The organism is Brevundimonas sp. Root1279, assembly GCF_001425945.1.
In the GTDB taxonomy this organism is placed as follows: Bacteria; Pseudomonadota; Alphaproteobacteria; order Caulobacterales; family Caulobacteraceae; genus Brevundimonas.
Window position 1 is genome coordinate 69,394 of record NZ_LMEB01000007.1, and the last position, 23,516, is coordinate 92,909.

General features: G+C 65.8%; 27 protein-coding genes and 1 tRNA gene. 11 read left to right on the plus strand and 17 right to left on the minus strand.

What is annotated here, in order from left to right:
* Positions 1–2 precede the first annotated feature (2 nt).
* From ASC65_RS11035 to ASC65_RS16760, 4 genes are all read right to left on the minus strand, one after another.
* The gene (locus ASC65_RS11035) at positions 3–1,424 is read right to left on the minus strand and encodes a type II and III secretion system protein family protein (RefSeq protein WP_235561482.1); all 1,422 of its coding nucleotides are present in this window, start codon (positions 1,422–1,424) and stop codon (positions 3–5) included.
* A gap of 8 nt (positions 1,425–1,432) precedes the next feature.
* A complete protein-coding gene (gene cpaB, locus ASC65_RS11040; RefSeq protein WP_056452920.1) occupies positions 1,433–2,362 on the minus strand; it encodes a Flp pilus assembly protein CpaB in 930 nt (309 codons plus the stop codon).
* A 145-nt stretch (positions 2,363–2,507) separates the two neighbouring features.
* The gene (locus ASC65_RS11045; RefSeq protein WP_056452923.1) at positions 2,508–3,020 is read right to left on the minus strand and encodes an A24 family peptidase; all 513 of its coding nucleotides are present in this window, start codon (positions 3,018–3,020) and stop codon (positions 2,508–2,510) included.
* A 127-nt stretch (positions 3,021–3,147) separates the two neighbouring features.
* Positions 3,148–3,318: a Flp family type IVb pilin gene (locus ASC65_RS16760; protein ID WP_082526010.1), complete on the minus strand. Its 171-nt coding sequence runs from the start codon at positions 3,316–3,318 to the stop codon at positions 3,148–3,150.
* A 298-nt stretch (positions 3,319–3,616) separates the two neighbouring features.
* On the opposite strand from ASC65_RS16760, the gene ASC65_RS11050 reads away from it, so the two are divergent.
* From ASC65_RS11050 to ASC65_RS11060, 3 genes are read left to right on the plus strand one after another with little or no spacing between them, the layout of a single operon-like run.
* A complete protein-coding gene (locus ASC65_RS11050; RefSeq protein ID WP_056452925.1) occupies positions 3,617–4,021 on the plus strand; it encodes a pilus assembly protein N-terminal domain-containing protein in 405 nt (134 codons plus the stop codon).
* 5 nt (positions 4,022–4,026) lie between these two features.
* Entirely contained in the window at positions 4,027–4,575 is a 549-nt protein-coding gene (locus ASC65_RS11055) for a TadE/TadG family type IV pilus assembly protein (RefSeq protein WP_235561483.1), read from the plus strand.
* Positions 4,576–5,112 carry a TadE/TadG family type IV pilus assembly protein gene (locus ASC65_RS11060; protein ID WP_056452928.1) on the plus strand — a complete coding sequence of 179 codons (537 nt, stop codon included), beginning with the start codon at positions 4,576–4,578 and terminating at the stop codon, positions 5,110–5,112.
* Positions 5,113–5,122: 10 nt separating this feature from the next.
* Here ASC65_RS11060 and ASC65_RS11065 read toward each other — a convergent pair whose 3' ends face one another.
* From ASC65_RS11065 to tsaD, 9 genes are all read right to left on the minus strand, one after another.
* A complete protein-coding gene (locus ASC65_RS11065) occupies positions 5,123–6,421 on the minus strand; it encodes an anthranilate synthase component I family protein (RefSeq protein WP_235561484.1) in 1,299 nt (432 codons plus the stop codon).
* Positions 6,418–7,197, minus strand: coding sequence for a tyrosine-protein phosphatase (locus ASC65_RS11070; protein WP_056452930.1), 780 nt, complete (start codon positions 7,195–7,197; stop codon positions 6,418–6,420). Before ASC65_RS11070 ends, ASC65_RS11065 begins: the two co-directional genes overlap by 4 nt.
* Positions 7,198–7,242: 45 nt before the next feature.
* The gene (locus ASC65_RS11075) at positions 7,243–7,548 is read right to left on the minus strand and encodes a winged helix-turn-helix domain-containing protein (protein WP_056452933.1); all 306 of its coding nucleotides are present in this window, start codon (positions 7,546–7,548) and stop codon (positions 7,243–7,245) included.
* Between the two features lie 2 nt (positions 7,549–7,550).
* Positions 7,551–8,180, minus strand: a complete 630-nt coding sequence (locus ASC65_RS11080; protein ID WP_056452936.1) for a hypothetical protein — start codon at positions 8,178–8,180, stop codon at positions 7,551–7,553.
* A gap of 14 nt (positions 8,181–8,194) precedes the next feature.
* Positions 8,195–8,764, minus strand: a complete 570-nt coding sequence (locus tag ASC65_RS11085; RefSeq protein WP_056452939.1) for a hypothetical protein — start codon at positions 8,762–8,764, stop codon at positions 8,195–8,197.
* 109 nt (positions 8,765–8,873) lie between these two features.
* The gene (locus ASC65_RS11090) at positions 8,874–9,386 is read right to left on the minus strand and encodes a hypothetical protein (RefSeq protein WP_056452942.1); all 513 of its coding nucleotides are present in this window, start codon (positions 9,384–9,386) and stop codon (positions 8,874–8,876) included.
* A gap of 13 nt (positions 9,387–9,399) precedes the next feature.
* Complete coding sequence (locus ASC65_RS11095) at positions 9,400–9,777, minus strand: Rieske (2Fe-2S) protein (RefSeq protein WP_056452945.1); 378 nt, start codon at positions 9,775–9,777, stop codon at positions 9,400–9,402.
* Between the two features lie 10 nt (positions 9,778–9,787).
* A complete protein-coding gene (locus ASC65_RS11100; protein ID WP_056452948.1) occupies positions 9,788–10,786 on the minus strand; it encodes an NAD(P)H-dependent glycerol-3-phosphate dehydrogenase in 999 nt (332 codons plus the stop codon).
* 9 nt (positions 10,787–10,795) lie between these two features.
* Complete coding sequence (gene tsaD, locus ASC65_RS11105; protein WP_056452951.1) at positions 10,796–11,926, minus strand: tRNA (adenosine(37)-N6)-threonylcarbamoyltransferase complex transferase subunit TsaD; 1,131 nt, start codon at positions 11,924–11,926, stop codon at positions 10,796–10,798.
* Positions 11,927–11,967: 41 nt separating this feature from the next.
* Between tsaD and hemC the strand changes: the two genes are divergently transcribed.
* The 3 genes from hemC (at position 11,968) to ASC65_RS11120 (ending at position 13,704) form a co-directional block, all read left to right on the plus strand.
* A complete protein-coding gene (gene hemC, locus ASC65_RS11110) occupies positions 11,968–12,909 on the plus strand; it encodes a hydroxymethylbilane synthase (RefSeq protein WP_056452954.1) in 942 nt (313 codons plus the stop codon).
* Positions 12,906–13,589: a uroporphyrinogen-III synthase gene (locus ASC65_RS11115; RefSeq protein ID WP_056452957.1), complete on the plus strand. Its 684-nt coding sequence runs from the start codon at positions 12,906–12,908 to the stop codon at positions 13,587–13,589. Before hemC ends, ASC65_RS11115 begins: the two co-directional genes overlap by 4 nt.
* A 39-nt stretch (positions 13,590–13,628) precedes the next feature.
* Positions 13,629–13,704 (plus strand) — tRNA-Thr (locus ASC65_RS11120).
* A 115-nt stretch (positions 13,705–13,819) separates the two neighbouring features.
* Here ASC65_RS11120 and ASC65_RS11125 read toward each other — a convergent pair.
* Positions 13,820–14,056 carry a helix-turn-helix domain-containing protein gene (locus tag ASC65_RS11125; RefSeq protein ID WP_056452960.1) on the minus strand — a complete coding sequence of 79 codons (237 nt, stop codon included), beginning with the start codon at positions 14,054–14,056 and terminating at the stop codon, positions 13,820–13,822.
* Between the two features lie 283 nt (positions 14,057–14,339).
* Here ASC65_RS11125 and ASC65_RS11130 point away from each other — a divergent pair, with 283 nt between their 5' ends.
* The 5 genes from ASC65_RS11130 to ASC65_RS11150 all read left to right on the plus strand — a co-directional run bounded on the left by ASC65_RS11130 (position 14,340) and on the right by ASC65_RS11150 (position 21,977).
* A complete protein-coding gene (locus ASC65_RS11130) occupies positions 14,340–15,350 on the plus strand; it encodes a restriction endonuclease (protein WP_056452963.1) in 1,011 nt (336 codons plus the stop codon).
* Positions 15,351–15,398: 48 nt separating this feature from the next.
* Positions 15,399–17,927, plus strand: coding sequence for a DEAD/DEAH box helicase family protein (locus ASC65_RS11135; protein WP_056452966.1), 2,529 nt, complete (start codon positions 15,399–15,401; stop codon positions 17,925–17,927).
* A gap of 9 nt (positions 17,928–17,936) precedes the next feature.
* On the plus strand, positions 17,937–20,498 hold the full coding sequence (locus ASC65_RS11140) for an N-6 DNA methylase (RefSeq protein WP_056452969.1): 2,562 nt from the start codon (positions 17,937–17,939) through the stop codon (positions 20,496–20,498).
* Positions 20,495–21,238, plus strand: coding sequence for a hypothetical protein (locus tag ASC65_RS11145; protein ID WP_056452972.1), 744 nt, complete (start codon positions 20,495–20,497; stop codon positions 21,236–21,238). Before ASC65_RS11140 ends, ASC65_RS11145 begins: the two co-directional genes overlap by 4 nt.
* A 136-nt stretch (positions 21,239–21,374) precedes the next feature.
* Positions 21,375–21,977, plus strand: a complete 603-nt coding sequence (locus ASC65_RS11150; protein WP_156459639.1) for a hypothetical protein — start codon at positions 21,375–21,377, stop codon at positions 21,975–21,977.
* A gap of 14 nt (positions 21,978–21,991) precedes the next feature.
* On the opposite strand, the gene ASC65_RS11155 is transcribed toward ASC65_RS11150, so the two are convergent.
* The 3 genes from ASC65_RS11155 to ASC65_RS17165 all read right to left on the minus strand — a co-directional run bounded on the left by ASC65_RS11155 (position 21,992) and on the right by ASC65_RS17165 (position 23,331).
* Positions 21,992–22,453, minus strand: a complete 462-nt coding sequence (locus ASC65_RS11155) for a hypothetical protein (RefSeq protein ID WP_056452978.1) — start codon at positions 22,451–22,453, stop codon at positions 21,992–21,994.
* A 31-nt stretch (positions 22,454–22,484) separates the two neighbouring features.
* Positions 22,485–22,790, minus strand: coding sequence for a hypothetical protein (locus ASC65_RS11160; RefSeq protein WP_056452981.1), 306 nt, complete (start codon positions 22,788–22,790; stop codon positions 22,485–22,487).
* A gap of 157 nt (positions 22,791–22,947) precedes the next feature.
* The gene (locus ASC65_RS17165) at positions 22,948–23,331 is read right to left on the minus strand and encodes a hypothetical protein (RefSeq protein WP_156459640.1); all 384 of its coding nucleotides are present in this window, start codon (positions 23,329–23,331) and stop codon (positions 22,948–22,950) included.
* Positions 23,332–23,516: the final 185 nt, after the last annotated feature.

Consider the following 23,516-nt stretch of genomic DNA (forward strand, 5'->3'; position numbering starts at 1 on the left):
CCTCATTCGATCACATAGCCGACCGGGCCGGCCCAGCCGGCGCCGGGGGCGGCCGACTCGGCGTCGGGACGGGAGAAATGCTGGTTCAGCTGGCCGAACAGAATGGTCTGCGCGTCATTGGCGATCTGCAGGCCGTCGGCCGGGGTCTGCATGCGGTTCGGCGAGGTCGGCGAGACGATGTAGGCCTCGACGATGATCACCAGTTCGGTCTCGCCCGACAGATAGTCGCGCGAGCGGAACAAGGAGCCGAGGACCGGCAGGTCGCCGAGAGCCGGCAGCTGGTCGACGTTCTGGCGCGTGTCCTCGCGCAGCAGGCCGGCGATCATCAGCGAGCCGCCCGACGGCAGTTCGACGGTGTTTGACGCGCGGCGCACGTTCAGGCCGGGAATGACCAGCGCGGTGCTGCCCGGGGTCGTGCCGCCCAGGGTGAAGGCCCCGACCGAGGTCAGTTCCGACACTTCGGTCGACAGCTGCAGCGAGATGCGGCCCGGCGACAGGACGATCGGACGGACCGCGAGACGGACGCCGTAGGGCTTGAACTCGACCGTGACCTTGGTGCTGTCGCTGTCCGACTCCTGGCCGACGGGGACCGGGAATTCGCCGCCCGCCAGGAACTCGGCCGACTCACCGTTGGCGGTGGTGATGTTCGGCTCGGCCAGGATGCGGACCAGGCCGGCGCGCTCGAAGGCGCGCAGCGAGGTGTTGAGGTTGGAGCCGTCGCCGGCGGAATCCCGATAGTTGAGGATGCCGCCGCCGAGCTGATTGCCGGAGACCGCGAAGGTCGCGACCTGGGTCAGGCGCAGGCCGTCGCCGACGCTGGCGAGGAAGGCGTTGGCGTCGACGCCCAGCTGCTTCACGGCGCTGCGCTGGACTTCCACGATGCGGGCCTTGACCATCACCTGGTCCGAACCGGCGATGGTCATCATGTTGATGACCTTGTCCGGGCTGGCGACGAAAGCGCGGGCCACCTGGCTGGCGCGATCCGCCTCACCGGGGCTGTAGACGGTGCCGGTGAGGATGACGCTGTCGTTGACCGCCTCGGCGCGGATGTCGGCGCCCGGCATCACCCGGCTGAGCGTGTCCTGCAGGGCCGAGACGCCGGCGTCGACGCGGACCCGCAGCGACAGGATGGTGCGGCCGGCGCTGTCGAGCACGACGGCGTCGGTCTCGCCCGGCGCCAGACCGATGATGGTGATGCGGCGCGGCGAGTGCAGCATGGCCTCGGCCACGGTAGGGTTCGGCACGATCACGTCACGGGCGTCGGCCGGCAGGTCGACGGCCATGGACGAGCCGCGCGGCAGGCTGATCAGCTGCGCCTGCGAACCCATCGAAACGGCGGCGCGGGTCTGCGCCTGCACCGGGGAGATCGGCGACGTGGCGACGACCATCAGGCCGGCGAGTACGACGGCGCCGAGACGCTTCATCGAGCGCTTCATTGAACCACCACCACTTCAGGCTCGCCGCCGCGGAAGACGCGGACGGCGGAAGATTGACGCTGGGCCGAGCTGGCCGAGGTCGTCCGACCGGACGGACCAGCGGTGTCGGCGTAGGACCTCAGGCTGAGGCTCAGCTTGCCTTCGCTGGCCGCCAGGGCGAGCAGCTCGGCGTCGGTCGGGCGAACCTCGAGAGTCGCGGTGGCGCCGTCGGCGGTCTGGGCGTCGTCGGCGGCGCGGGTCGCGCTGCCGATGGCCAGGACCTTGATGTTGCTGAGCACGGTGCCCGAGGCGAATTTCGGTCGGTCGGCGGTGTCGGCGCCGGCGTTGCTGAGGTTGGTCTCGCGGGTCAGGACCACGTCCACGCGGTCGCCCGGGAGGATGAACCCGCCGGCCAGCGTCTCGGCCTCGACCTTGATCGCCATGGCGCGCATGCCGGGCTCCAGGTAGGCGGCCAGGAAGCCGCCGTCGCCGGCGCGGACGATCTTGCGGCCGACGATGGGTTCACCCGCGAGGATCGGCTCGCGCACGACCGAGCCGACGTAGTCGGCCTTGGCGCCGCCGGTGGCGAGCTCGGTCGCGGCGCGGGTCACGGAGGCCACGGCGCCCTCAGGTTTCTTCTTGCCTTCTTCTTCGGCCTCGGCGGGCTCGCCGCGGGCCGGGATCGGCACGGTTCCGTCCGTGATGAAGGCCGGGTTGACCTCGTCGACCGGCCATTCCTTCCAGTCGAGGTCGGCTTCGGTGAGGCGCTGGCCGGGTTGAAGATCCTTGGCGGCGACCAACACCTTGGCCATCGGCTTGGCCGGTTCAGCGGCGGCCGCGGCGGCGGCGGGCTGCTTCGAGGGCGATCCCATGGCGCGCACGACAAGGGCCAGGCCGATGGCGGCCACGGCGGCGACGCAGATCACGATGATACGGGCAGGCTTCATCCGCGCTCTCCGGCAGAGCCGGGCCGGATCCGCGACTACGGTCCTTCGCCCCCCTACCGTTAACGACCATGCCGGTTCCGGGTTAACGTGGACCTAAGTGGAACGTCTCGTTTCGGAACAGTCTGAGGCCGCTCGGGTGAAACCCTCAGGCCCCCGCCAGCCAGGCTGCGACGAGGGGCGAGGCCGGGAAGGCGGTCAGGGCGCCGCCGGCGATGGCCACGCCGTACGGGATGCGATTCTTCGGCGTCATCAGGGTCGAGGCCCAACCCGGCATGGCGGCCAGATAGGGCTGGGTGCGGGCCCGCGCGATCAGGATGACCAGGGCGAAGGCGCCGCCGATCACCGCGGTCCAGAGCACGAACATGCCGGCGGACAGACCGAACCAAAGGCTGACCGCGGCGATCAGCTTGGCGTCGCCGCCGCCCATCTGCCCCAGGGCGAACAGGCCGATGGTGATCGCCAGGGCCAGGATCCCGATCCCTGCGTGGACGGCCACGGCGAGCGGCGTCAGCCCGATCAACAGCGCCGCCGGGAAGAAGGCGACGACGAGGGCGGCCGAGATCCAGTTGCGGATCTTCATCGAGGTCAGGTCCTGGAGCCCGGCGACGATGACCAGGGCGGGAAGGACGGCGAGGGCGATGAGTTGCACGACTTGCATGGCGGCACCCTGCCTCGTCGATGCTTAAGGCGAGGTTGCCCGTAGACGACGGGCGCAGGACAAAAGGAAAGGGGCCGGAGCGTTTCCGCTCCGGCCCCCGGCCTTCGGTTCAAGACGGTGTCGCGGCTTAAGCGCCGGCGATAGCGCCCGAAACTTCGAGGAAGGCGGCTTCAATGTTGGTGCCCAGCGCGGTGACGGCCGCGATGATGACAACGGCGATGAGGGCGGCGATCAGGCCATACTCGATGGCGGTGGCGCCCGACTCGTCCGAAACGAACTTCGAAATGAACTTGGTCATGGTCTTGCTTCCCTAGCAGGAGAGGTTTGCGAGCTACTGGTCTATGGGGGGAGCCGGTAGCCCGCTTGACCCCCAAACGCACTGTGGTTATCGCCCGGATGGGTTAAGACCATGTCGCCGGGCGTGGTTACCGGGAGATTTACTTCGAATTGGCGCATGTTTTCGCCTTAAGTGCTGCTTTTGTTGCCTTCTACACTGCGACCATCGGTATTCCGTGCTCGGTTTCAAACTTTATTGAGGATTCACGAGTCAGGTTCGCGTCACGCTTCGCGCGCGCTCGCCATATGGACCTGACGCCATGATCCGCACCTCCCGTCTGCTCACCGCCATCGCCCTCGCCGCGACCGTCGCCGGTCCGGGTCTGGCCGTCGCCCAGTCGGCGCGGCTGAACGTCGAAATCGATCAGGCCCAGCGCGTCCAGATGCAGGGGCAGGCCAGCTCTGTGATCGTCGGCAATCCCAAGATCGCGGATGTCACGGTCGTCGACGCCAACACGCTCTACATCACCGGCAGGGGCTACGGCGTGACCGAGGTCGTCGCCGTCGACGCGGTCGGCCGCACGGTGTTCCAGAGCCAGGTGGTGGTCAGCGCCGGCGCCGGCTCCGGCCAGGTGCGCGTGTGGCGCGGCGCCCAGTCGACCGAAATGGCGTGCGGGTCGTCCTGCTCGCCGTCGGTGCGGCCCACCGAATCCGGCGCAGAGTAAGCGCCGTGGCCGGGCGTGTTTCCTGGCCGGGCGCGGGTGCGCGCCGCCGCCTGCGGCGCTTCGCAGGCGATCAGGACGGGTCGACCTTGGTCGAGTTCGCCTTTGTCATCTTTCCCTTCTTCTTCATGGTCTTCGCCATCCTTGAGGTGGCGCTGATCTTCACCGTCAATTCGGTGCTGGAGAACGCGACCATTGAAACCGGCCGCCTGGTGCGCACCGGACAGGCTCGCGCGGCCGACATGGGCGCGGTCGAGTTCGAGAACAGCCTGTGCTCGCGCATGAGCATCTTCGCCGGCGAGTGCCCCGATCGTGTCAGCATCGATGTCCGCGTGATTCCGCAGTTCAAGGCGGTGCCGCCGGACCCGACCTCGGGCGGCGCCTTCGACCCGAGCGGCCTGAGCTACGCCAACGGCCTGCCGGGCGACCTGATCCTGGTGCGAGTCTGGTACAAACACCCGCTGGTCACCGCCTTCATGTCCCCGGCCCTGTCGCGAATGTCAGACGGCACGGCCCTGCTGACCTCCACCACCGCCTTCCGCAACGAGCCGCCATAGATGACCAGACCCAGCCTGTTCAGGCGCCTGGCGCGCGATGAAGGCGGCATTTCCGCCGTCGAATTCGCTGTCGTCGCGCCGGTGCTGATCTTCTTCTACATGGGCATGAACGAGTTCTGCCAAGGCTTCATGGCCCAGAAGCGGATGAGCCATGTGACGTCCATGGTCGCGGACCTGGTGGCGCAGGAGAAGTCGGTGACGCCGGCCAACATCGGCGACATCTTCGACATCGGGGGGCTGATCATGAAGCCCTTCCCGGACAGCACCCTGCACCTGCGGGTCACCAGCGTCACCCAGACGGCGGGGGTGGCCAAGGTCGACTGGAGTTGGGGCGAGGGCATGACCCCCCGGCAGAAGGGCGGCGCCATAACCATACCCACCGGCCTGATCTCAGACGGCCAAAGCCTGATCATCTCGGAATCGACCTACGACTACGACTCGCCCTCGGACTATCTGATGCCCGGGCTGACGCGGTTTTCGCGCTCCTACTATCTACGGCCGCGCCACGTCGACACGGTCGGCTGCGCCACCTGCTAGGCGGCCTCCGCTAGCCGGAGAGCGCCTCACGCAGGGCGCGGATCTTGGCGTCCGTCTCCTCCAGCTCGGCCTGCGGGTCGCTGTCCGCCACGATGCCGGCGCCGGCCAGGGCGCGGAACCGCCAGCGGCCGTCCGAGCGCTCGAACGAGGCCGTGCGGATCAGCACCGAAGCGGTCAGCTCGCCCCCCTCCCCGACGTGAAACAGGCTGCCGCACCAGGGCCCGCGCGGCGGCTCGTGGCGGGCGATGACCTTCATCGCCTGGTGCTTGGGCGCGCCGGTGATCGAGCCCGGCGGGAAGGTCGCCTCCAGCAAGTCGGCCACGCCGGCCCCTTCCCTCGCAGTCGCCGTCACGGTTGAGACCAGGTGGTGAACGGTCGGATGGGACTCGACCTGAAAGAGACGCTCGGCCACCACCGTGCCAGGCTCGGCCACACGGGCCAGGTCGTTGCGCATCAGATCGACGATCATCAGGTTCTCGGCCCGGTCCTTGGCGCTGGCGGCCAGTTCGGCGGCGAGCGCGGCGTCCCGGGCGGGGTCGACGCCGCGCGATCGGGTCCCCTTGATCGGCCGGGTCTCGATGCGCCGGCCATCGGGCTGGAAGGTCAGGAACAGTTCCGGCGAATTGGACACCAGGGCACGTTCACCCAGCCTCCAGAAAGCGCCGTAGGCGGCGGCGCGGCCGGCGAGGCGCAGCATGACGTCGAAGGGATCGGCCGCTTCGCGCAGCTCGCCCGACCAGGCGCGGGCGATATTGGCCTGGAACAGCTCGCCGGCGGCGATGCGAGCGACGACGTCGGCGACAGCGGCCGTATAGGCTTCGGGCGGCGCTTCAGCCTCCAGCTCAAGAGCCGGCGGCGGCGGGACGACAGGCTCGCGCGCGCCGGCCAGCCAGGCCTCGGCGTGGTCGGCGGCTGCGCGGGCCCCGGCAGGGTCGGCGCCCCGCCCGATCACGCTGACCGTCCGGGCCTGGTGGTCGAACGCCAGCATGGCGGGATAGCGCGCCAGCATCAGATCGGGCCAGACGCGCGGCCGCGGCCCGGTCGCGGCGCGGGCCCCGGCGTCATAGGCGAGCAGTCCGACCACGCCGGCCGCCAGCGCCGGATGCCTGAGCGGGGCGAGGCCGTCTTCCCCGATCGCACCGGAGCCGACCCAGTCGGGATCCGCCGCCACGAAGGAGCGCCGCCCCAGCTCGCCGCCGTCGGACAGCAGGGCCAGGGCGCCGTCGCGATCCTGCAGACCTGCCGCGACCGCCAGCGGCTCGCGCCAGGGCCGGACCCGCCGCTCGACCGCCTGGAAGGGAGTGATCACGTCGACAACCGCTCGCCGATCCGGTCGCGCAGGGCGGCGTCGACGCCGAGCGCCTGCTCCAGATAGGCCTCCACCGAGCCGTGGCGGGCGACGATCTCGGACAGGGCGGTCTCGAGGAAGACCGGCTCGACGCCGAGGAAGGCCACCACCGCCCCGTGCGACGCCTTGCGGCCCGTCATGGTTTCCAGCTGGCGCGCGATGCTCGGGGCGCGGCGCTCCAGGTCGACCGCGGCGTTGGTCAGCAGATAGTCCTCGACCATGTCGTCGCGATGCACGCCCAGCAGGCTGTGGGTCAGGGCGGCCAGCATTCCGGTGCGGTCCTTGCCCGCCGCGCAGTGGATCAGCACCGGCCCGTCCGCCTCGCCCAGAGCCCGGAAATAGCGGCCAAACAGATCCAGGTGCGCGGGTTCGAACGGCAGGGCGCGGTAGACGCCGGTCATGAAGCGACGGCCCGACTCCTCGGTCAGGTCGGCGTTTTTGAGGAAGGTGATGTGCGGGGCCTCTCCGCCGTCGTCATGGCCGCTCTCGATGACCTGGGCGGCGAAGCCGGCGGGACGGCGCGACGGCTGGTCGCGACGCTCGCTCGGGCGGCGCAGGTCGACCACCGCGGCCAGGCCCAGCCCGCCCAACCGCTCCAGGTCGGCCTCAGAGGCGCGGGCGTGATGGGCCGAGCGGTACAGCCGACCGGGGACCACGCGCCGGCCGGCGGCCGAGGCGTAGTCCCCGTAGTCGCGGAAATTATCGAGGGCGTCGAACTGCTGGATGCGGCCGGTCATGCCGCCTCTCTAGCCGAGGCGAGCGCCGGGGTCAGCCCGCCCCGATCAGCCGGCCTTTCCGACCAATCCCTGCATGGCGTCGAGGTAGGCCACGAAGGCGCGGCGGCCCTGGGGCGTCATGGCCGCTTCGGTCAGGGGCTTGCGCCCCTCGAACCGCTTGTTGACGCTGACGAAGCCGGCGTCCTCCAGCTTGCGCAGGTGGACCGAGAGGTTGCCGTCGGTGGTCTGAAGCCGCGCCTTCAGGGTGTTGAAGTCGGCGCTCTCCGCCCCCGACAGCACCGCCATGATGCCCAGGCGTACGCGACCGTGGATGACCTCGTCGATGCGGTTGATGTCGAAGTCGTCGGCCATGGTCAGGCCTGCTTCGCGGCGCGCATCAGGAGGTAGCCCGGCAGAGCCATGAGCAGGAACAGCGCTACGGCATAGGCGAGATACTGCTCGGACTGGCCGGCGAACAGGGCCAGCAGCGGAGCGGCGCCGAAGCTGGCGAGCGACAGGGTCCACAGCATGCGCGAGCGCTGCATGGCCGCGTTCACGGCCCAGCCGACCCCATAGAAGACCATGATGATCGACGGGATCAGGGCGAACATGGCGTTCAGCGCGGCCTCGTCGGCCAGGCGCCAGCCCAGCACGGCCATGGCGAGGAACATGGCGAAGATGCCCCAGCCCATGCCGCTCCAGGCGATGCCGGCGGCGCGGTTGGCGGTCGTGCTGACGCCGGCGTTTCGACGCAGGCGGGGAATGGTCACGGCCAGGATGATCCAGTAGCCGACGGTGGCTACGACCCAGCCGATCCAGAGCTGGTTCTCGGCGAGCGGCAGGACGCCCGCGACCACGGCCCAGTGAAACAGGCTGGCCAGCCCGTAGAGCAGTCCGCCGAACATCAGCAGCGAGTTGCCCTGCATCGGGGCCTGGGCGCCCTCCTCGGCGAGCCGGCGCATCCAGGCAATGTCGGCGGCGGTGTCTTCGACCTTGTCGATCATGAGGGTCTCTCCTTTCAGAGTCGGCGGCCGAGGGCCAGCCACAGTCCGGGCAAAAGGGCGATGAGAGCCAGGGTCAGGGCCTGGAACACATACTGGTCCGGCGTGCCGGCGGTGAGGAGTTGCAGGGCCGAACCGGCGAAGGCGATCAGGGCGATGACGCCGGTGTTGGGTCGGCCCGTGCGCCCCAGGGCGACCAACCAGGCCATGCCGTAGAGACCGAGGGTGGCGACGGAGGTCAGCCGCATCAGCGCCCAGTCGCCCGTCGCCGCCGAGACGGCGGCCAGCAGCAGGGCCGCCCCGACCATGGCGCCGACACCAAGCCGCGACCAGCCGGCGACCCGGCGGGCCGCCTCCCCACCCAGACGGCGCAGGCGGAACAGGCCGCTGAAAAACACGCCGACGGCGACCGGCCAGCTCAGCGCCAGGGCGGCCGGGTGCAGGCCCAGCGCGCCCGACTGCACGCCCCACTGGAACAGGTTGGCGGCGCCGAAGCAGACGCCGGCCAGAAGCAGGACCCGGCCCGCACAGACGGCGACGTCGGCCTGCGGGCGGTCGGTTTCATAAGCGAGGGCGACGGTGGTCATGGTTGGGCTCTCCTTGAGCGTCGTTATGAGCCAAGGACTTTATGTTGTAAAGTTCTTTCTACGAACTTGCGGACCCGCCGATCTCCTTGATTGACCGGCCGCCTTTCGCCTAAGCGAACGAAGACTCCACTCGGCCGACGCTAACGAGCTCCGCAAGATTGGGCGGGTCGCAGGCCACCCCGACCCACAGATCGTCGAAGTCGCCGATGAAGTCGGAGCCGCCCGTGCCGATCCAGAATTGCCCGCCGCTTGTCTCGTGCCGGACCGCCACGACGTTCCGTTCCGGGTCATCTGACAGGGCGAAGGATTCGGCGGCCGTCAGGACGGCGCTTTGCAGGTCACCCCAGGGCGGCTCAAGGGACATCTGGATGCGATCCAGCGCGTGCGGCTGCCAGGCCCTCTGCTCGATTGTCGCCAGCGTGTAGCGGTCGCCCTTCCAGTTCCAGGTCAAGTCGATGGCGGCCGCACCTTCAAAGCGAAGGTGCACCGCACCCGAAAACGAGAAGGACGGTGTGGCAAGCTCGGAAACCAGGTGCGACGTGTCGGCCGTGATCGGCATCCACACGAGGCTCACAAGTGCCTTACCCAGTCGAGGACGATAGAGTTCAGCCCAGTTCATCATGCGTCGCGCCCTCTCAACCCGTCCGGATCACCCCACCCTCGACCCTGACCGGCCAAGGCGTCAGCCGAGCGCCCGCACACGGCCCGCCGGTGCATTCGCCGGTCAGGGGCTCGAAAACCGCCCCGTGCCAACCGCACAGGATCAGCGAGCCGTCCGGCGTCAGGTACTGGTCCAGCTCGATGGCCAGGGGGAAGCCCTGATGCGGGCAACGGTCGACGAAGCCCGCGAACTGACCGTCCTTGTGCACCACGAAGCCGTGGAAGAAGGCCTCGCCGATCTGCAGCACGAAGGCGCGCGAGCCGGGGTCGGCGATGTCGGCCGCGGCGCACAGGGCCACGCCCGCGGGGGTGGACCAGACGCGTTTCCGCTCGGTCTGGGGGATGTCGGTCATGCGGGCGAGTTTACTCGCGCTCGGCCTTGAGCGGACGGGACAGCAGGCTGTCGATGACGCCCTGGACCGTGCATTCGCCGTTCAGCAGGGCGGCGACGGCCAGCGAGATCGGCATGTCGACGCCGGTCTTCTGGGCCAGTTCACGCACGGCGGGGGCGGACTCGTAGCCTTCCGCGACCGAACGCTTGCCGGCCAGGGCCTGCTCCACCGTCTGCCCCTGACCGAGGGCCAGGCCGAGGCTCATGTTGCGCGACTGCGGGCTGGAGCAGGTGAGCACCAGATCGCCCAGGCCGCACAGGCCGGCGACGGTCTCGGCCTGGCCGCCGAGGGCGACGCCCATGCGGGTCATCTCGGCGAAGCCGCGGGTGATCAGGGCGGCGTGGGCGCTACGCCCCAGGCCGCGGCCTTCGGCCATGCCGCAGGCGATCGCCAGGACGTTCTTGATCGCCCCGCCGACCTCGGCGCCGACGAGATCGGTGGCCAGGTAGGGGCGGAAGGCGGGGGCCGACAGGGTCTCCATCAGGGCCTCGCCGAGCGCCTCGTCGGCGCAGGCCAGGGTGACGGCGCTGGGCAGGCCGCGCGCCACCTCGGCGGCGAAGCTGGGGCCCGACAGGACGGCCGCGGGCGCGGCCGGAATGGTCTCGGCCAGGACGTCGGTCATCAGCTTCAGCGAGCCGCGCTCGATGCCCTTGGAGCAGAGGATGATCGGCACGCCGGCGCGGTGATGCGGAGCGAAGGCCGCCAGCGTCGAGCGCATGTGCTGCGCCGGCGGCACCGCCAGGATCAGGTCGCAGCCGGCCAGGTCGGCCAGGTCGGTGGTGACCTGCACATGGTCGTCCAGGGTGACGCCAGGCAGGAAGGCTTCGTTGACGCGCCGTTCCCGGATGCTCTCGACCACGTCAGCCTCGCGCGCCTGAAGCAGGACATCCAGCCCGGCCCAGCCCGCGACCTGCGCCAGGGCCGTGCCCCAGGCGCCGCCGCCGATCACCCCTGCGGTGCGAAATTCCATGCGCGTTTCCTAAGCCTTGGCGCCCTTGCGGCCCGGCTTGTGTGCCGGGTCGGCGAGCGCGCTTTTTTCGTCCAGCGGCCAGCGAGGCCGCGCCGCGGCATCGATGTCCGAGGTCCAACCCTTCTGCAACCGCTCGGCTCCCGCCAGGGCGATCATCGCCGCATTATCCGTGCAGTAGGCCATAGGCGGGGCCAGGAAGGCGAATCCGTTCTTCTCGGCCGTCGCTTCGAGGGTCGCTCGGATGGTCCGGTTGGCCGCCACCCCGCCAGCCACCACCAGCAGGCGATGATCGTGACGCTCGGCATAGTCCCTCATGGCCCGGTCCGACCGCTCGCTGAGCTGGCGGGCGATGGCCTTCTGCACGGCGTCGGCGAGGTCGGCCTTGTCCTGCTCGGTCTCGCAGGCCTGCGCCAGGCGCGAGGCGGCCGTCTTCAGGCCCGAGAAGGAGAAATCGCAGTCCTTGCGGCCGAGCAGGGCGCGCGGCAGGTCGTAGCGCGAGCCGTCGCCCGTCGCCGCCAGCTTCTCCAGCGCCGGCCCGCCCGGGTAGCCGAGGCCCAGGGCCTTGGCGATCTTGTCGAAGGCCTCGCCGGCGGCGTCGTCGATGGTGGTGCCGAGCCGGGTCATGTCGCCGACCCCGCGAACCTCCAGCAGCTGGCAGTGGCCGCCGGAAACCAGGAGCAGCAGGAAGGGATAGGCCACGCGCGCGCCCAGCCGGGCCGAGACCGCATGGCCCTCCAGATGGTTCACCGCCATGAGCGGCAGGTCGCGCGCCAGCGCCACGGCCTTGCCGAAGCTGAGGCCCACCATGACCCCGCCGACCAGGCCCGGTCCCGCCGTCGCGGCGACGCCGTCGAGGGCGTCATAGCCCAGCCCGGCCTCGGCCATGGCCCGGCGGGTGACGCCGTCGATCATCTCCACATGGCTGCGCGCCGCGATTTCCGGAACGACGCCGCCATAGGCCGCATGGTCGTCGATCTGGCTGTGCACCACCGACGACAGCACGGTCGCCTCGCCGTCGGCCGTCAGCCGCACCACCGAGGCGGCGGTTTCGTCGCAGCTGGTTTCAAGGCCGAGCACGGTGAGGCCAGCGGCTTCGGTTGCCCGGCTCCCTTCCCTGCTATAGTCGGCGGCATTGTCCATGGGGCCGAGGTAGCGGCCCCGTCTTCGCGGCGCAACGACTCATGGCCCCACTTGTCCGCATCGGCACGCGCCGCTCCAAACTGGCTCTGACCCAGTCGGGCATGATGCAGCGCGCCATCGGCCGGGCCCTGGGCGTCGCCGAGGCCGACATCCCTGAAGCCGTGCCCCTGGTCGAGATCGTCACCACCGGCGACCGGGTGCAGGACCGTCGCCTGATGGAGATCGGCGGCAAGGCGCTGTTCACCAAGGAGATCGAGGAAGCCCTGCTGGAAGGCCGCGTCGACGTCGCCGTGCATTCGATGAAGGACGTCCCGGCCGAACAGCCGCACGGCCTGTGCATCGCCGCCGTCCCGCCGCGCGAGGACGCCCGCGACGCCTTCGTCAGCGAAGCCTTCGCCAACTTCGCCGACCTGCCCGCCGGAGCCCGGCTCGGCACCGCGTCGCTGCGGCGCCAGGCCCAGGCCCTGGCCCTGCGCCCGGACCTGCAGATCGAGATGCTGCGCGGCAATGTCGACACCCGGCTGCGCAAGCTGGCCGACGGGGAGTTCGACGCCATCCTGCTGGCCGTTTCTGGCCTGAACCGCCTCGGCTTCGACGGCGTGATCCGCGAGCGGCTGTCGCTCAACGACTTCCTGCCCGCCCCGGGCCAGGGCGCCCTGGCGCTGCAGACCCGGGCCGACGACCGCTTCGCCGCCTGGGTCGGCGCGCTCAATGATCCCGACACCGCCCTGTGCGTCGAGGCCGAGCGCGGGGCGATGACGGCGCTGGAGGGCTCGTGCCGCACCGCCATCGGGGCGCACGCCCTGATCGCCGAAGGCCGGCTGCGCCTGACCGCCGAGCAGCTGGACCCCAACGGCTCGGTGCGCTGGCGGCGGTCGGGCGAGATCGACGTCGGAGCGGGCGCCGACGAGGCCCGGGCCCTCGGCTTGCGCATCGGCGCCGAGGTCCACGCCGAGGTCGGCCAGACGGAGACGGTTGCGTGAGCCCGATCCGCCGGGTCTGGGTCACTCGAACCCAGCCGGGCGCCGCCCGCACGGCCCTGCGCCTTGCCGATATGGGCTTTGAACCCGTCGTCGCCCCCGTGCTGGCGGTGCGGCCAATCCCCCAGCCGCCGCCGGACCTGACCGGTTTCAAGACCCTGGCCTTCACCAGCCCGAACGGGGTGGCGGCCTTCACCGCCCTGACCGGCGACCGTGACCTGCCGGTGTTCACGGTCGGCGACGCCACGGCCGAGCGGGCGCGCCAGGCGGGATTCTCGGACGTGACCTCGGCCAACGGGGCCCTGTCGGATCTGGCCTGGCTGCTGGCGGGCTCGGCCACCGGGCCGGTGCTGGCCCCGGGCCCGCGCGAGCCCGCGGGCGACCTCGACGCCCTGCTCAGCGGCGCCGTCGAGATCATGCCCCTGCCCGTCTACGAGGCCGTGGAGACCGGCGCGGCCCCGCCGCAGGACTTCGACGCCGTGCTGCTGCACTCGCCGCGCGCCGCCTGGGCCGCCTCCGGCCTGCTGGGGCCGAACGGCGGTGAAGGCCGGGTCGCTGTGGCCATCTCGCCCAACGCCGCCACCGCCCTGGGGGGCGCCGCCTTCGACCAGATCCGCATCGCCGGCGCCCCAACGGACGCCGCCGTGCTTCAGGCGCTTGGCAAGCCCGCCCCTCGCGTATAAAGAGCCCTCCTCGCGCGGGCCCTGAGCCCGGCGCCAGAGGCCGCTTTAGCTCAGCTGGTAGAGCATCGCATTCGTAATGCGGGGGTCAGGTGTTCGAGTCACCTAAGCGGCACCACTTTTCTCTTTGTTTTCAGTAGGTTGTGTCCAGTCGGGGTTGGGCGCGGGATAGCGCCCGACCCCGTGGAAGCAATGTGGAAGCATAGAGGCCCGAAGGCCGTTATCCACAGGTATCAGGCTGCGGCTGCCTGAGCGGTGTTCATGAACGAGTTTCGGTCCATGAAGTCCAACAGGTCGCTAAGCCGATACCGGACCAGTCGCCCTAGCTTCACGAAGCGGGGCCCACGGTTCGACAGCCGCCAGTCCTCAAGCGTCCGATGCGAGACTCCGAGTTTGCGGGCGGCTTCCTTGTTGGTCAGCACGATGCGAGCGTCCGCGCTGTCGCGGCTGCTCGAGGCAACGTAGGTCATGTGTAGGTCTCTCGGGACGGAACTCACGTCCCCGGCGCGCCGATGGCGGGCCTAGCGGCGAACCGCTGATTTGTTGGTCGGCCTAAGCCGACGCAGGCCGTATCTCGCCGATTTAGGGCGGGATTTCGACGGTGCAACAACCTTCCGCAATTTGCGGCGGACACTTGGGCGAAGTTCGCATTGGGGTGAAAGGACCTCCCGCGTTCAGAGGCCGAACTAGGACGCTCCGGTCGTTGTGAGAGTGACGGCTCGCCTATAGGGTGAACAGCAGGGGGAGCACTGAATGGCTGAACAGACCATCTGGGGGATTCACGCGGGTAAGACCGGGGACGCGGAGTCGCTGTTCACCCATCAGAACTGCGTTGCCGTCGGTTGGCCTGCTATGGGCGATCTTTCAGGGCTCAAACTCACTCGCGAAGCCTTCAAGGCCCGATACTCCGAAATCTTCCCCACCAAGAGCGCCGGGCATGTTCCGGTCGCGGCGGGCCAGCTGTTTCGCTTCGTCCAAGAGATTAAGCCGGGGGACTTGGTCGTGTTTCCTGCCAAGCTCGACCGGACCGTGAGAATCGGACGCGTGACGGGCGGGTATATTCATCGCCCCGATGCTTCGAAGGCTTATCCGAACCAGCGATCTGTGGAGTGGCTGAAGTCTTTTCCCCGGACCAAGTTCAGCCAAGGCGCGCTTTATGAGATCGGGTCCGCCCTCTCGCTATTTCAGGTCAAGAACTTCGCAGACGAGTTTCGTGCCGCGCTGACTGGCGAGGCCTTCGTCGCTCCGGTGAGCGAGGACGAAGCGGTCGCAGCAGTAGTGATGGAGAGCGAGCAGAGCACGGAGGATTTCGTGCTGAAGCGTCTCGCCCACGAGTTCAAAGGGCATGCGCTCGAACACTTTGTCGCGCACCTCCTCGAAGCAATGGGGTTCCGCGCTCGGGTTACCAAGAAGTCGGGCGACGGCGGCGTGGACATCATCGCCCACAAGGACGCGCTCGGTCTGGAGCCACCCATCATCAAGGTGCAGGTGAAGAGCACGGAGGGCTCCATCGGAGAACCCGAGGTCAAGCAGCTCAAGGGCAATCTGTCGGGCGGTGAAAAGGGATTGCTGGTGACGCTGGGCACCATCAGCCCGAAGGCTGAGTTGTTCGCCCGCACGGTTCCGGACATTCGTCTGATCGACGGCGAGAACCTCGTGAAGCTCATTCTGGAGCACTACGAACAGTTCGATAGCCGCTACCGCGCAGCGGTTCCGTTGAAGCGCGTATATCTCCCCGCCCCGCCCGAGGGTGAGGGCGCCTGACCCCATGATCGGCACCAGAACTCTCGCGGATTTGGACGGAGGCCAGCCTTGAAGGCGAAGGAGGCGTCCGCTCGCATCAAGATCAATCGGCTCTTGGAGGCGTCCGGTTGGCGCTTCTTTGACGATGATAGCGGCCCGGCCAACATCGTCCTGGAGCCGAACACCAAGATCACCGAAAAGCAGATCGATGGGCTCGGGGAGGACTTCGAGACCGTCAAGAACGGCTACATCGACTTCCTTTTGCTTGATCGCGGTGGTCGGCCCCTAATCGTTCTGGAGGCCAAGTCCGAGGACAAGAACCCTCTGTCCGCCAAGGAGCAGGCTCGCCGGTACGCACGCGAGCAGGATGCTCGGTTCGTCATCCTCTCCAACGGCAACGTCCACTACCTCTGGGATTTGAAGCAGGGCAATCCGAGCCTCATCACCAAATTCCCCAGTCCCGACGACATCAAGGACCACGAGGCCTTTCAGCCTGATGCTGACAGGCTCGCGAATGAGGTCGTCGATAAGGACTACATCGCCCTCACGCAGATGCCGGCTTATGCCAGCGAGGCGGGCTGGAAGAACGAGGAAGAGCGGCCCTCATTCCTCGACAAAAACAAGCTCCGGTTCCTGCGGGAGTATCAGAAGCGCGCCGTCCAATCCGTCCAGCGAGCGGCGAAGAAGGGCGCGGCTCGCTTCCTCTTCGAAATGGCGACCGGCACCGGAAAGACGCTGACATCGGCTGCGCTCATCAAGCTGTTCCTGAAGACGGGCAACGCCAGGCGGGTCCTGTTCCTCGTAGACCGGATCGAGTTGGAGATTCAGGCTGACAAGGCGTTCAAGGCGCTTCTGAAGAACGACTTCACCAGCGTCATCTACAAGGCGCAGAAGGATGATTGGCGGAAGGCAGACATCGTCGTCACCACCGTCCAGTCGCTCCTGTTCAACGACAAGTTCCGCCGCGCCTTCGCCCCGACTGACTTCGATCTGGTCATTTCGGACGAAGCGCACCGTTCCATCGGCGGCAATGCGCGCGCCGTGTTCGAGTATTTCGTTGGCTACAAGCTGGGCCTGACCGCGACCCCCAAGGACTATCTCAAACTGTCCAAGGGCGCGGCGCGGGACCCCCGCGAGACTGAGCGCCGGATGATGCTCGATACCTACCGCATCTTCGGCTGTGAGAGTGGGGAGCCCACGTTCCGCTACTCCTTGCTCGACGGGGTCCGCGACGGGTTCCTCATCAATCCCTACGTCGTTGATGCCCGCACGGAGATCACGACCCAGCTTCTTTCCAACGAGGGGTTCGTCGTCGAGACCACCGACGAGAACGGCGTCGAGGTGAAGGAGGCGTTCGGTGGTCGGGACTTCGAGAAGAGGTTCTTCGCAGAAGCTACCAACGAGGTCTTCTGCCAGACCTTCCTGAAGCACGGCCTGCGCGACCCGGTCACCGGGGAGTTCGGCAAGGCGATCGTCTTCGCGGTCAGCCAGAACCATGCGGCGAAGCTGACCCAGATTCTGAATGTCATGGCCGCTGTGATGTGGCCCGGCAAATATCAGTCGGACTTCGCTTCCCAGGTCACCAGCGAGGTCATGAACGCGCAGAACATGACCGTGCAGTTCGCCAACAACAATCTCGGCGGGCGCAGCCCGTTTGACGAGAGCTATGTCACGAGCAAGACGCGGGTCTGCGTAACCGTGGGGATGATGACCACGGGCTACGACTGCCCGGACATCCTCAATCTCGCGCTCATGCGCCCGATCTTCAGCCCTTCTGAGTTTGTGCAGATGAAGGGGCGTGGCACGCGCAAGCATCGGTTCGCCGACGAGATGCGCGATCCAGCTCGCAAGGCCGAGTTGGCCGATGTCGAAAAGACCCAGTTCCGGCTGTTCGACTTCTTCGCGAACTGTGAGTTCTTCGAGGAACGCTTCAACTACGATGGGGAGCTGAAGCTTCCCAAGCCGTCGGCCCAGCCGCTCCTGAGTCATGTCGAGTCTCCGGGGCGGACGTTCGATGGCTTCGAGACGCCGCAGCCCGATGCCATCGCTCTCCAGACCGAGCAGCAGATCGGTGCGGAGGGAATGCGGGTCGACCGCGAGTTCTTCCAGAAGTTCGAAAGCGCGATCCGGGAGGACGCCGCTCTGGCTGAAATGGTCGAGCAGCAGAACTGGGAGGCGGCGGTGCGCCATATCGTGGAGGACGTGTTCGACAAGCCGAACGAGTTCTTCAGCCTCGAAAAGCTGCGCCGGGCCGCAGGACTGGACCGCCGCCTGAGCGTGCGCGAGCTGATCGAGAAGGCCTTCGGCCATATTCCCAAGCTCAGGACCCGGGCGGAACTGATAGACGACGAGTTTCAGAAGTTCCTGCTGGACCAGAAGCCGGAGCAGGCCGACCGCATTGCCCAGATGCGCTACTACTTTGCGGCCTATCTGACCGACGCCAACGTGCGCCGCATAATCGACGAAGGCAGTGTCGCCGATCTGAACGTCAACCCGGTCTTCAGCATGGCCGACCTGAAGGCCGTGCCCAAGGAATGGGTCCGGGGCATCCCCGAATATGTGAAGGACTACGTGTCCTTGAACCCCTTCCTCCCCTAGAAGCGCACGATGCTCGATTCAGATACCAAGCGCCGCATCAACACCTGCCGAGACATCCTTGTCGGCAAGGTCCCCGACCCCAAGAGCCAGGTCGAACAGATCACCATCGCCCTGATCTACAAGTTCATGGACGACATGGATCTGGAGGCGGAAGAGCTAGGCTTCGACCGGAAATTCTTCACCGGCGAGTTCGAACGCTATCGCTGGTCAAAGCTCGTCGCGCCCGGTGTCGGCGGGCAGGAAATGTTGAACATGTATGCCGAGGCTCTGACCAAGATGGTCGAGAACCCGGACTTGCCGGAGCTGTTCCGCAGCATCTTCCGCAACGCCTATCTGCCCTATCGCGACCCGGAAACTCTCCGGAGCTTCCTCCGCGAGATCAACGGCTTCACCTATGACCACAGCGAACGGCTGGGTGATGCCTTCGAATATCTGCTGTCCGTGCTCGGCAGCCAGGGCGACGCCGGCCAGTTCCGGACACCGCGCCACATCATCGATTTCATGGTTGAGATCATCGATCCGCATAAGAACGAGGTGATCCTCGACCCTGCGTGCGGCACGGCGGGCTTCCTAATTTCGGCCTACAAACACATCCTGAAGCAGAACACGACCGGGGTCGTGAATGGCAACGGCACCGATCTCGGAGTTGACGCGGCAGAGCAGGCCTTGGAAAGCCCCAAGCGTTACAAGGGCGACCTGCTCTCCCCCGAAGAACGAGGACGTCTCGCCCGAAACATCAAAGGCTATGACATCTCTCCCGACATGGTCCGCCTAAGTCGCGTCAACATGTTCCTCCACGATTTCAAGGAGCCTTTAGTCGAGGAATACGACACCCTGACGAGCGATGATAAGTGGGGCGAAACGGCTGATGTCATTCTCGCTAATCCCCCCTTCATGTCGCCAAAGGGTGGGATCATCCCCCACAATCGCTTTCAGGTGCCGTCGAAGCGCAGTGAAGTCCTTTTCGTGGACTACATAGCTGAGCACCTGACGCCGAACGGGCGCGCCGCCGTTGTTGTGCCGGAAGGGATCATCTTCCAAAGCCAGAGCGCCTATGTCGCGCTTCGGAAAAGGCTGGTGGAAAACCACCTCGCCGCCGTCATCTCGCTACCCGCCGGCGTGTTCAACCCATACTCGGGTGTAAAGACGTCCATCCTCATCTTTGATCGGGCAGTCGCCAAGGCCTGTAAACATATCGCCTTCTTCAAGGTGGAGAATGACGGCTTCGCACTAGGCACTCAGAGAAAGGCGGTGAAGGGATCACAACTGGCCCAGGTGAAGGCCGCGCTTGCAGAATGGCTGCATGCCGCGCGCGCGGGTGGCGGCACCGATCTGGATGTCGGCTTGGGATTCTCGGTCTCACGGAAGGCAATCACTGACGGTGGAGACTACAATCTAAGCGCCGAAAGACACCGGCCAACTGAAGAAGCGAAGTCACGTTGGCCGATCGTCAAAATCGGCGAAGTCTGCGAAATTTCTCGAGGCGCATCTCCTCGACCGATCCATGACTTTATCACTGATGCGTCAGACGGCGTGAACTGGGTGAAGATCGGTGACGCCCCCTTGGGAGCAAAGTTCATTACTGCAACCAAAGAAAAGGTTACGCCCGCTGGCGCTGCCAAGTCGCGCTACGTTCAGCCTGGGGACTTTATTCTTTCGAACTCCATGAGCTTCGGACGCCCATACATAATGGCTACCGACGGCTGCATTCACGATGGATGGTTGTTGCTGCGGCTCAAAGATCGTTCATTACTAGATCAGGATTACTTGTACCATGTTCTCGGCTCTTCCGTTGTCTACGAGCAGTTCGTTAGGCAAGCGACAGGTGGCGTGGTCAACAACCTGAACAGCGGGATTGTCGCTGCTGTAGAAATTCCCCTTCCGCCGCTTGAGATGCAGCAGGAAATTGTGGCGGAGATTGATTGTTACCAGCGGGTAATCGACGGCGCTCGCGCCGTTATCGACAGTTACCGACCCCTCATACCGGCTAATCCTGAGTGGCCGGAGGTGCCAATTGGAGAGGTCTGCGCAATGGGCGGAAAGATAACCACCGACATAGATCTTTCGAAGCCTTATTTCGGTGCGGACAGCTTAGAGGCAAACACCGGGCGGCTCCTCAAGGTCGAGAGCGCTGAGGAACAGCGAGTGAACGGTCCAGTTTACCAGTTCAACGGCAAGCGGCTGCTCTATAGTAAAATCCGCCCCTATCTGAACAAGCTGACCGTTATCGATATTGACGCCTACTGCAGTTCGGACATGTACCCGCTCGCAATCAATGAGGCAGTCGCCGACATCACGTTCATTGAAAAGACGCTCTTGTCGGAGCGGTTTCAAAGCTCAATCCGTGGCTTCTACGAACGAGCCAGTATCCCAAAAATCAACCGTGACCAACTGTTCAGCACGAAGATCGCGCTTCCACCTCTTGAGGTCCAACGGGCTATCGTGGCCGAAATCGAGGCCGAGCAAGCCTTGGTAACTGGCAACCGCGATTTGATCGCCCGTTTCGAGAGAAAGGTCGACGCCGCCATTGCCCGGGTCTGGGGTGAAGCGAGCGAGCAGGAGGCGGCATGATCGAAGAGGCCGGCCAGCTGGAAGGGTTCCTTCCGCTGTCGTACCGAACGCCGAAGGAGGGCGATTATGTCCGCTTTCTCTGGCAGGCATTCGAAACGAACGTAGAGCACGGCAAATATCAGTTCGCCTTCCTCGCCTACCATATGCTCGTGATGAGCTTCGTCTACTTCAACATCTGGCAGATCAAGCAGATCAAGCCGGAGGAGTTCGCGACCGCCTTGATCGGCTTCGGCAAGGACATGGAGAGGAGCCTCCTCGAAGCGACCAGCCCCTTCACCTTCCATGTCGTGAACGAGAGCCATGTGATGCGCTTCCTGAAGCTCATCCAGTGCGACAACGGCAAGATCGGCGCCTACACGAAGCTGGTGAAGGACCGGAACGAGACCGCCCATTCCAACGGCAATATCTTCTTCAGCACCGAGGCCGAGCTCGTCATCAAGGTCCGCGAGATCATCCGCGCCGTCACCGAAATCCAGGGGCACAGCGAGAGCATTATCATGGAGGGCTACAGGCGCTTCCTTCTCGACTCCGCCGACCCGGAAGTCAGGGAGCACGCCGAGGTCGCAGATCAGGTCCGCGAGGTCCTTATCCACGGCAGCTACATGTCCCTCATCGATCTCGACTTCTGCGCCCAGTTTGATGTCGCCGCCTTGGCAGACAATGCGCATTTCGAGGAAATCGAAGCCCTCCACGCCGAAGTGCGGAGGCGGGTCGATGGCGACGATGCATTCGCTGCCTGACCGCCGGAAACACTAAACGACAGGGCGTGATAGCCCTGACCCAATTCCAAAGAAGGTCTAACGGAGCGAGCTTGTGGCAACGCTATTTCAGGGGCTCGGCTTCAACGTCCACGGTTACGACTATGGTCGGAGCCTGATGGTTCTCGAAGACACCCTGGCCGAGGCGGAGCGCGGGCTTTCTGACAAGCGTGAGCGAATTGTCGCTGAAGCCGCTGAGTACGAGGCGGGCGGGAAGAGAATCGGCGAATGGGCTGACGACGGGCGGAAGATTTGGGACCAGTCTGATGCCTACAGCTTTGATCTGGAACTCATCGACGAGGGTCTCGCCAACATCCGCAAAGCCTTCGTGATCGCGCTATATCATTCGTGGGAGCGGATGGTCGGTCAGTGGGCCGAAGTCGGAGCCAGGGCCGATCACGCGGAGCTACGGGGAGGGGTCGAGAAAAAAGGGGTCACCCCGCACGCGCGGCTGAACGCGGTCAGAGACCTGAACAACGCCCTCAAGCACAACAGCCGCCAGTATGGCGCCGATCTGCTGGACTCATGGCCCGAACTAACGCCTGAAGGGTTTGCCCTGCCCGACGGCTACCGGAATGGAAACGGGTCGGTGGACTGGTTCTCCGTCATCACCATCGACGACAAGCAGATGCGCGAGATTATCTCCGCCCTCAGAGCTTCCGGGCCGGAAGCGTTCCCCCGCACGGCGGAACCGGTCGTGCAGGAGACGGGGCAGGCCTAATCGCCACGCCGGTTCTAGTTCACGAGATAGCCGACGGATTCCAGGCGGCGCTTCGCGGCCTCCACCACCTCGGGTGCAAACTCATCAGGATGCCGAATGACAATGGCCTCCCCGGAGAGGTCAAGCATTTCACGATCCTGGAGCATCTGGAAGCCCTCCGTCACCTGATTGCTGGTCGCCCAGCCCGCAAGTGTCGCGACCACGCCGTCCTTGAGCGCCTTGGGCCGCGTCCGTCCAAGTCGCGTTGTCTTGCCCCTCTCTTCGGTCAGGACATATTCGAAGGCCTGCACCATGCTCCAGAAGTCATGGTCAATGCTGCCCGGCTCGCATTCCGGGTGCAGCGAGATCAGCCGTCTGAAAGCCGCCTCTTCGACTTTGGGATATCCGAGGCGCTTTGCGTTCTGGATCAGTCTCTCCAGCCCCTTCTTGTCGTCGGTCCCGTTCACGTAGGCCAAGGCGGTTTCTTCGCGTGTCATGGTGATCGTTCCTGTCGGTTGAAGTTGGGGTTCAGGCGAGGGGCTGTTTCTCGCGATCGGGGCCGCCCTCTTTCTCCCATGCGCCGTAGCGGTAGGTTGCGGCGCCGTAGGAAATGCCCATCGCCTCGGATACCGCGTAACGGGTCTTCCCCGCATCGAAGAGCCGGTAGCAGACCTCCACACCCCGGGGGGTGAGTTTGCCGTCGGGCAGCTTGTTGCGGGCGTCTTTCGGATCGGGCGTGGCCTGACTGGTTTGGACGAGGGCCTTAAGACGATCCAGCTGCGTCTGAATGCTGGCGATCAGCGCGATGGCCGGCGCGGGGTCGTATTGGGTCATGAAGCTGCTCCTTGGGTAGAGGTGTGCCTATATAGGCTACCCTCTACCCAAGACGCAAGGCGTATGTGTAGATATTTACCTAACGTGACTCGCGGACAGGGCATGAAGGTCGCGGAGCGACCAAAGTCCCGTGGGGCGCGGCGTGTGTCTCAACTGGCTACTTCGAGCCTGCTGCCTTCTTCCTCACCGTTCCGCTGGAGGTCGGGCCGCCGGGGCGAGGGGGTCTCGGGGCATCGTGCGGGTCTTCGACATGCATATCGGGTCCAGAGGGGCGGCGACGGCGCGTTTTCCACGACTGGCCGATGACCCCATCGACTTCCTCAATAACGCAGCGTCCAAACTCACTCGCTTCGTCGAACACGCCGCTTTCCGGCGTCGCGTCCAGACGCCATTCCGAGCTGAGATAAGCGGCCCGGTCACGCCCGATAGATCCTTCGATGAAACCTCTCGCGAACCAGAGCGCGTCATGATCAGACGGGGCCGTAAAAGGCTGCGGCATTGGAACGCCGAAAGTGATGATGGATAGAACGTATTGCTTCATTGTCGAACTCCTGTTGTCCGACGTTGATAGTTTTTCGATCCGTCTTTGAACAATGGGAAATATATCTTCGCGATAATCTGTCGCGTATTACATTTACTGTGATTATTTATTTAGGCACACTTGAACATTGGGGGTCGGATCGCGAATCCAGCCTCCAATGCTCTAGCGTGCTCTTCACTGGTGAT

What these genes read in the sequence shown, in the direction of transcription:
- ASC65_RS11035 (WP_235561482.1), bottom strand. Translation starts at nt 1,424, where the DNA reads ATGAAGCGTCTCGGCGCCGTCGTACTCGCCGGCCTGATGGTCGTCGCC.
- cpaB (WP_056452920.1), bottom strand. Translation starts at nt 2,362, where the DNA reads ATGAAGCCTGCCCGTATCATCGTGATCTGCGTCGCCGCCGTGGCCGCC.
- ASC65_RS11045 (WP_056452923.1), bottom strand. Translation starts at nt 3,020, where the DNA reads ATGCAAGTCGTGCAACTCATCGCCCTCGCCGTCCTTCCCGCCCTGGTC.
- ASC65_RS16760 (WP_082526010.1), bottom strand. Translation starts at nt 3,318, where the DNA reads ATGACCAAGTTCATTTCGAAGTTCGTTTCGGACGAGTCGGGCGCCACC.
- ASC65_RS11050 (WP_056452925.1), top strand. Translation starts at nt 3,617, where the DNA reads ATGATCCGCACCTCCCGTCTGCTCACCGCCATCGCCCTCGCCGCGACC.
- ASC65_RS11060 (WP_056452928.1), top strand. Translation starts at nt 4,576, where the DNA reads ATGACCAGACCCAGCCTGTTCAGGCGCCTGGCGCGCGATGAAGGCGGC.
- ASC65_RS11070 (WP_056452930.1), bottom strand. Translation starts at nt 7,197, where the DNA reads ATGACCGGCCGCATCCAGCAGTTCGACGCCCTCGATAATTTCCGCGAC.
- ASC65_RS11075 (WP_056452933.1), bottom strand. Translation starts at nt 7,548, where the DNA reads ATGGCCGACGACTTCGACATCAACCGCATCGACGAGGTCATCCACGGT.
- ASC65_RS11080 (WP_056452936.1), bottom strand. Translation starts at nt 8,180, where the DNA reads ATGATCGACAAGGTCGAAGACACCGCCGCCGACATTGCCTGGATGCGC.
- ASC65_RS11085 (WP_056452939.1), bottom strand. Translation starts at nt 8,764, where the DNA reads ATGACCACCGTCGCCCTCGCTTATGAAACCGACCGCCCGCAGGCCGAC.
- ASC65_RS11090 (WP_056452942.1), bottom strand. Translation starts at nt 9,386, where the DNA reads ATGATGAACTGGGCTGAACTCTATCGTCCTCGACTGGGTAAGGCACTT.
- ASC65_RS11095 (WP_056452945.1), bottom strand. Translation starts at nt 9,777, where the DNA reads ATGACCGACATCCCCCAGACCGAGCGGAAACGCGTCTGGTCCACCCCC.
- ASC65_RS11100 (WP_056452948.1), bottom strand. Translation starts at nt 10,786, where the DNA reads ATGGAATTTCGCACCGCAGGGGTGATCGGCGGCGGCGCCTGGGGCACG.
- tsaD (WP_056452951.1), bottom strand. Translation starts at nt 11,926, where the DNA reads ATGGACAATGCCGCCGACTATAGCAGGGAAGGGAGCCGGGCAACCGAA.
- hemC (WP_056452954.1), top strand. Translation starts at nt 11,968, where the DNA reads ATGGCCCCACTTGTCCGCATCGGCACGCGCCGCTCCAAACTGGCTCTG.
- ASC65_RS11125 (WP_056452960.1), bottom strand. Translation starts at nt 14,056, where the DNA reads ATGACCTACGTTGCCTCGAGCAGCCGCGACAGCGCGGACGCTCGCATC.
- ASC65_RS11130 (WP_056452963.1), top strand. Translation starts at nt 14,340, where the DNA reads ATGGCTGAACAGACCATCTGGGGGATTCACGCGGGTAAGACCGGGGAC.
- ASC65_RS11140 (WP_056452969.1), top strand. Translation starts at nt 17,937, where the DNA reads ATGCTCGATTCAGATACCAAGCGCCGCATCAACACCTGCCGAGACATC.
- ASC65_RS11145 (WP_056452972.1), top strand. Translation starts at nt 20,495, where the DNA reads ATGATCGAAGAGGCCGGCCAGCTGGAAGGGTTCCTTCCGCTGTCGTAC.
- ASC65_RS11150 (WP_156459639.1), top strand. Translation starts at nt 21,375, where the DNA reads ATGGTTCTCGAAGACACCCTGGCCGAGGCGGAGCGCGGGCTTTCTGAC.
- ASC65_RS11155 (WP_056452978.1), bottom strand. Translation starts at nt 22,453, where the DNA reads ATGACACGCGAAGAAACCGCCTTGGCCTACGTGAACGGGACCGACGAC.
- ASC65_RS11160 (WP_056452981.1), bottom strand. Translation starts at nt 22,790, where the DNA reads ATGACCCAATACGACCCCGCGCCGGCCATCGCGCTGATCGCCAGCATT.
- ASC65_RS17165 (WP_156459640.1), bottom strand. Translation starts at nt 23,331, where the DNA reads ATGAAGCAATACGTTCTATCCATCATCACTTTCGGCGTTCCAATGCCG.